This is a genomic window from Archangium sp. (genome assembly GCF_036388035.1).
Classification (GTDB): Bacteria; Myxococcota; Myxococcia; order Myxococcales; family Myxococcaceae; genus Archangium.
In genome coordinates this window covers 1-4,642 of the sequence record NZ_DASVSO010000246.1, presented here as the reverse complement: position 1 = coordinate 4,642, position 4,642 = coordinate 1, and the positions used below count along the sequence as shown (strand labels likewise).

2 protein-coding genes are annotated in these 4,642 nt (G+C 71.9%); one reads left to right on the top strand and one right to left on the bottom strand.

Annotated elements, in window-relative coordinates; genetic code table 11:
* Positions 1-2,254: response regulator (locus tag VF697_RS10655; protein ID WP_331093906.1), on the bottom strand; the 2,254-nt coding region annotated here is incomplete at its 3' end.
* Between the two features lie 267 nt (positions 2,255-2,521).
* On the opposite strand from VF697_RS10655, the gene VF697_RS10650 reads away from it, so the two are divergent.
* A partial coding sequence (locus VF697_RS10650; RefSeq protein ID WP_331093904.1) for a GAF domain-containing protein occupies positions 2,522-4,642 on the top strand: 2,121 nt, incomplete at its 3' end.

Sequence of the window (4,642 nt, the reverse complement as noted above, 5' to 3'; positions counted from 1 at the left end):
CCCCGTACTTGAGCGCGTTGGACAGCAGGTTCGTCACCACCTGGTCCAGGCGCAGGCGGTCCCACCGGCCGAGGACGGGCCACGGGGGGCTGCGCACCGACACGGCGCACTCGGCCTTGGCGGCCTGGGGCTCGAAGCGGGCGACCACCTCGCGGACGACCTCGGCGAGGTCCACCTCCTCCCACTCCAGCTCGAGCTTGCCGGCGCCGATGCGCGACACGTCCAGCAGGCTCTCGATGAGGCGGTCGAGCCGGGCCACCTGCCGGTCGACGACCTCCAGGTGCGCGAGCAGCTCCTGGGAGTCCACCACCCCCTGCGGGCCGCGGGCCACCTGGCGCATCCGGTGCAGCTTGAGCCGCAGCGGCGTGAGCGGCGTCTTCAGCTCGTGCGCGGCGACCGAGAGGAACTCGTCGCGCACCTGCACCGCCTCGCGCGCCTCCTGGAAGAGCCGCGCGTTGTCCGCCGAGATGCCGGCGCGGCGCGCCAGGTCCTCCGCCAGCCGCAGCTCCCGCTCGTCATACTCCCGCCCGGAGTCCGCGTAGACGAGGGTGAGGGCGCCCAGAATCCGCCCCCGGCTGAGCAGCGGCACACAGAGGTAGGAGCGCAGGCCGAGCTCGCGCATGAGCCGCGACTGCTCCTCGTTCCACCCCTCGTCGAGCAGGAAGGACTCCGGGACGGAGGGGAACCACTCCAGCTCGCCGGTGCGCAGCACCTTGGGCAGCCCGCTCTTCGCGTTCCAGTTGAGGGGGAAGCGGTGCTGCACCTCGTGCACCAGCGCCACCTTGTCGGGCTCCCGGTGCGCCGCCGCGAGGCGCCGCGGGCTCCCATCCGCCTGCAGCATGTCGACGGCGCACCAGTCCGCCAGCGTGGGCACCATGAGCCGGGCGACGTTGCCCAGGGTGGCCTCGTAGTCGAGCGACGTCGAGAGCAGCGCGCTCGCGCGGGCGAGGAAGCGCGAGGCCTCCTCCGAGCGCCGCTGCTCGGTGACGTCCATGTGGAGGCCCACCCACTCGCGCACCTGGCCGTTCTCCGCCAGCACCGGCACGCCCCTCACCGCCATGTGGCGGTACTGCCCATCGTGCCGACGCACCCGGTGCTCCAGCTCGAAGACCTTCCGGCCCCGCAGGGCCTCGAACCAGGCGCGCACCGTCCGGGTGCGATCCTCGGGGTGGATGCACTCCAGCCAGCCGTACCTGCCATCGAAGTACTTCTCGCACGACTGCCCCGTGAAGGAGCGCCAGCTCGGGGAATCGGCGGAGACATGGCCCTCGGGGTCCATCGTCCAGACAATCTGCGAGATGGCGTGGGTGAGGGAGCGGAAGCGCTCCTCGCTCTCACGCGAGGCCTCATGCTGTTGGTGCAGCCGCGTCGACAGCTCCTCGGCCCGCAGACGGGCGCGCATCTGCTCGGTGACCTCGGAGGCGCACACGAGGACGCCCTCGGCCTTCCCGTCCGCCTGGTGCAGGGGCTGGTAGACGAAGTCGAAGAAGGCCGTCTCCCGCGCGCCCTTCTCCTTCCCACCGAGCACGATGGGAATCGCCTTGCCCGACACCGGCTCGCCCGTGCGCAGCACGTGGTCCAGCAGCTCGAAGAAGCGCTGCCCGTCGAGGTCCGGGTGCGCCTCGCGTGCCGGCTTGCCGAAGATGTCCCGCTGCCCGACGACATGGAGGAAGCACGGGTTGGCGAACTCGTAGACGTGCGTGGGCCCGCGCACCAGGGCGATGGCCACGGGCGCCTGGGTGAAGACGCCGTGCAGCCGGGCCCGCTGAATCCCCGCCTCCAGCAGCGCCGCGTGCTCGCGCGCCAGCAGCTCGGCATGCTCCTCGCGCATCCGGTTCGCCTGCTCCTTGAGCTGACGGTCCCTCTCGAAGAGCTCCACGAAGAGCCCCACCTTGGCCCGCAGCACCTCCGGGTCGAACGGCTTGGTGAGGTAGTCCACCGCGCCCTCGACGTAGCCCTGGATGATGTAGGACTGCTCCCGGTGGATGGCGGACATGAGGATGATGGGCGTGCCCCGGTTGCGCTCCCGCAGGCGGATGAGCCGCGCCGTCTCGAGGCCATCCATTCCTGGCATCAGCGCATCCAGGAGGATGACGGCGAAGTCCTCGCGCAGCAGCTGCCGGAGCGCCTGCTCCCCGGAGGTGACCTTCACCACGCGCACCGGCAGGGGCTCCAGCACGGCCTCCAGCGCCACGAGGTTCGTGGGATGGTCATCCACCAGGAGCACGGAGGGCCTGGAATTCAACCTCGGCACGAGCGACCTCTCCCTCGGTCATCGAGGTGCTCGCCAACCGGTCGTCCCAGGCCGACTGCCCCCCTCGCTCGCGCCTCGGTAAGAACTTTCCAGAATGTAAGAGGCCCCGTGGGGCAATGCCGGAGCGTGCGGGCCTCTCCACCGTGCTCCGGCCAGGAAGGGTCCGCACGCCCCCTCGGGAGGGCCTGCTAATGGACGATTCCTGGAATCACCGCCTTGCGCCTCCATTCCGGCTGCGGCGTGATGGGTGGGGGTCTTCATCCAGGCATGCCCGATTCCAACCTACCCGCTCCTCCCGAGGCAGCGGCGTTGCTGGCCGAGCGCGAGCACCTGCGCGCGGTGTTGCGGATGATGCCGGTGGCCGTCCTCGTCGTGGATGCGCGGGGGTACTTCGTGGAGGCCAACCCCGCCACCGAGGCCATCTGGGGCGCGGGCATGCCGCGGGTGGGGCTGGAGGGCTACGGGCTCTACGAGGGCTACTGGCCGAGGAGCGACCGGCGGCTGGAGGCGCACGAGTGGGCGCTGGCGCGCACGCTGCGCGACGGCCAGCCGGTGGTGAACGAGGAGGTGGACATCATCTCCTTCGATGGCGCGCGGCGCACCGTGCTCACCTCCACCACCCCCCTGCGGGACGAGCGGGGCACCCTCCTCGGGGCGGTGGCGGTGCACGTGGACATCACCACGCGCCGGCAGGCGGAGCACGCCGAGTCCTTCCTCGGCGAGGCCACGCGCCTGCTGGTGGAGTCGCTGGACTGGGAGGGCACGCTGCAGGCCGTGGCGCGGCTGGCCACGCGCTACCTGGCCGAGGGCTGCGTCATCGACGTGCTGGGCGCTGACGGGGAGTTGCACCGGCTGGCGGTCGCCGCGAGGGATCCCCAGCGCGACGCGCTGCTGCGCCAGGCGCTGCGCTTCCCCCCGAAGGTGGGAGGCCCCAGCCCGCTGGCCCGGGTGCTCGCCGAGGGCCGCCCGCTGCTCATCCCGGACATCACCTCCGAGCACCTGGACACGCATGCGCGCTCACCGGAGCACCGGCGGCTGCTGGAGGAGCTGTCGGGACGCGCCTGCATGGTGGTGCCGCTGTCGCTGGGGGAGCGGCGGCTGGGCATCATCAACTTCGTCCTCTATACGCCGGGGCAGGGCTACTCGGAGCGGGAGCTGCGCTACGCCGAGGAGCTCGCCCGGCGCGCGGCCTTCGTGGTGGAGCACGCCCGGCTCTTCCGGGAGACGCAGGCCGCACTGAAAGCGCGGGACACCTCGCTGGCGCTGCTGGAGGCCTTCCTCGCCGCCTCGCCGGTGGGCATGGGCTTCCTGGACCCCGAGCTGCGCTACGTCCACGTCAACCCGGTGCTGGCCTCCATCAACGGCAAGCCGCCCGAGGCGCACGTGGGGCGCCGCGTGCGCGAGGTGCTCCCGGAGCTGGAGGAGGCCCTCCCCGTCGAGAACATGCTGCGCGAGGTGATGGAGAGCGGCGAGCCGAAGCTGCACCGGGAGAACGTGGTGCCCGCGCGTCCCGGCACTCCCCCGCGCTCGGTGCAGAGCGCCTTCTTCCCGGTGAAGCGGGACCGGGAGACGTTGGGCGTGGGCGCCATCGTGATGGACATCACCGAGCAGAAGCGGGTGGAGGAGCGCCTGCGCTTCCTGGCCGAGGCCACCACGCGGCTGTCCACCTCGTTGGATCTGCACACCACCCTGGAGAGCACCGCCCAGGTGGTGGCCGAGCACCTGGCGGACTACTGCGTGGTGGACGTGCGGCTCGAGGAGGGCCAGGCGCTGGAGCGGATGGCGACGGCGGCGCGCAGGCCGGGCACCCAGCCGCGCCTCGAGGAGCTCCTGCGGCGCTCACCCTCCTCCCTGCCGAGCTCCCCCATCCAGCGGGTCCTGGAGGCGGGGCGTCCCCTGCTGATCCCCGAGGTGTCCGCGGAGCTGGTGGAGGAGTCCTCCCTCGACGAGTGGCACCGGGCGGCGCTGGAGCTGCTGCGACCGCGCTCGGTGATGATGGTGCCGCTCACCGCCCGGGGACGCACGCTGGGCGTGCTGTCGGTGTTGAGCCAGGATCCGGTGCGCCGCTACACCGAGCGAGACCTGGAGCTGCTGGAGGACCTCGCCGGGCGCGCGGCGCTGGCGGTGGACAACGCACGCCTCTTCCAGCGGGCGGAGCAGGCGGTGAAGGCGCGAGATGAGTTCGTCGCCATCGCCACGCACGAGCTGCGCACGCCGCTGTCCGCGCTGAGCCTGCAACTGATGGCGCTGCAACGCGCGGTGGACGCGGGCCAGCCGCCCACGCCGGAGAAGCTGAAGCACTCGCTGGTGACGGCGCAGCGGCAGACGGAGCGGCTGGAGCAGCTCGTCAGCCACCTGCTGGACGTGGCGCGCATCTCCACCGGGCGG